The organism is Oleiphilus sp. HI0066 (genome assembly GCF_001635725.1).
This window is the reverse complement of the sequence record NZ_LWFH01001587.1, coordinates 1-741: the sequence shown is the minus strand read 5'-3', so window position 1 is coordinate 741 and position 741 is coordinate 1. Positions and strand designations below refer to the sequence as shown.

Below are 741 nucleotides of genomic sequence, written 5' to 3'. Positions count from 1 at the left end.
CGGCGATTATCCTTATTACGGCGGTGTAGAGCTGTTTGCAACGAGCTCGGAGTTAGTGAGTGCAGATGATCTAGACAACACAGTTGCCTTTTTTGTCGAAGAAGAAGGTTTGGGTACTCTGGAGAATCAGCGCCGAATCACTTTTGAAGACGCGGGTCATGGTAAGCGCATATACATGGGTGTTTCACCTCATGTCGATTGGGACTGGGAGTGGGGTTATATCGACTTTGGTAAGACACACGGTGGCTATCAAGGTGATTCTTCATCAACGTCTTTAGATATGCGCATGGATGTAAAATCTGAGGGTTGGTTTTTACATGTTCAATATTCACCTCAAATTGCTGACAAGTGGGAAGCTAATATAAAGCTTGGCGTTTTACGCTGGGATGGTGAACGCTATAGCCGCCTCGTGACTGAAAATAATCTTCCTTTTGAAAAGTTCGAAACGGTCGCAGGTATCGATCAGTATTATGGCGTTGGCGTTATGTATGAGTTGAACGAACGCTGGAAACTGCGTGGCGATATTAACCGTTACACGTTTGGAGACGACCTAATAGACACCGTCGGCATCACTGCGCAATTTTGGTTTAGTGGTCGCCTAATCAATAACATCTTCGATTACTAATTCTAGTGATCGAACTCTCAAGCGCTAACTGATTGTTGGCGCTTGAAATTCAAAACCTTGCTTTTCTAACAACTTCGAGAAGTGAATTAACTGATTTTCGCTATGATGTGATGCTG

1 protein-coding gene is annotated in these 741 nt (G+C 44.0%); it reads left to right on the top strand.

Going from position 1 to position 741, the window contains the following annotated elements:
- A partial coding sequence (locus A3738_RS31510; protein ID WP_197474020.1) for a hypothetical protein occupies nucleotides 1-625 on the top strand: 625 nt, incomplete at its 5' end.
- Between the last annotated feature and the right edge of the window lie 116 nt (nucleotides 626-741).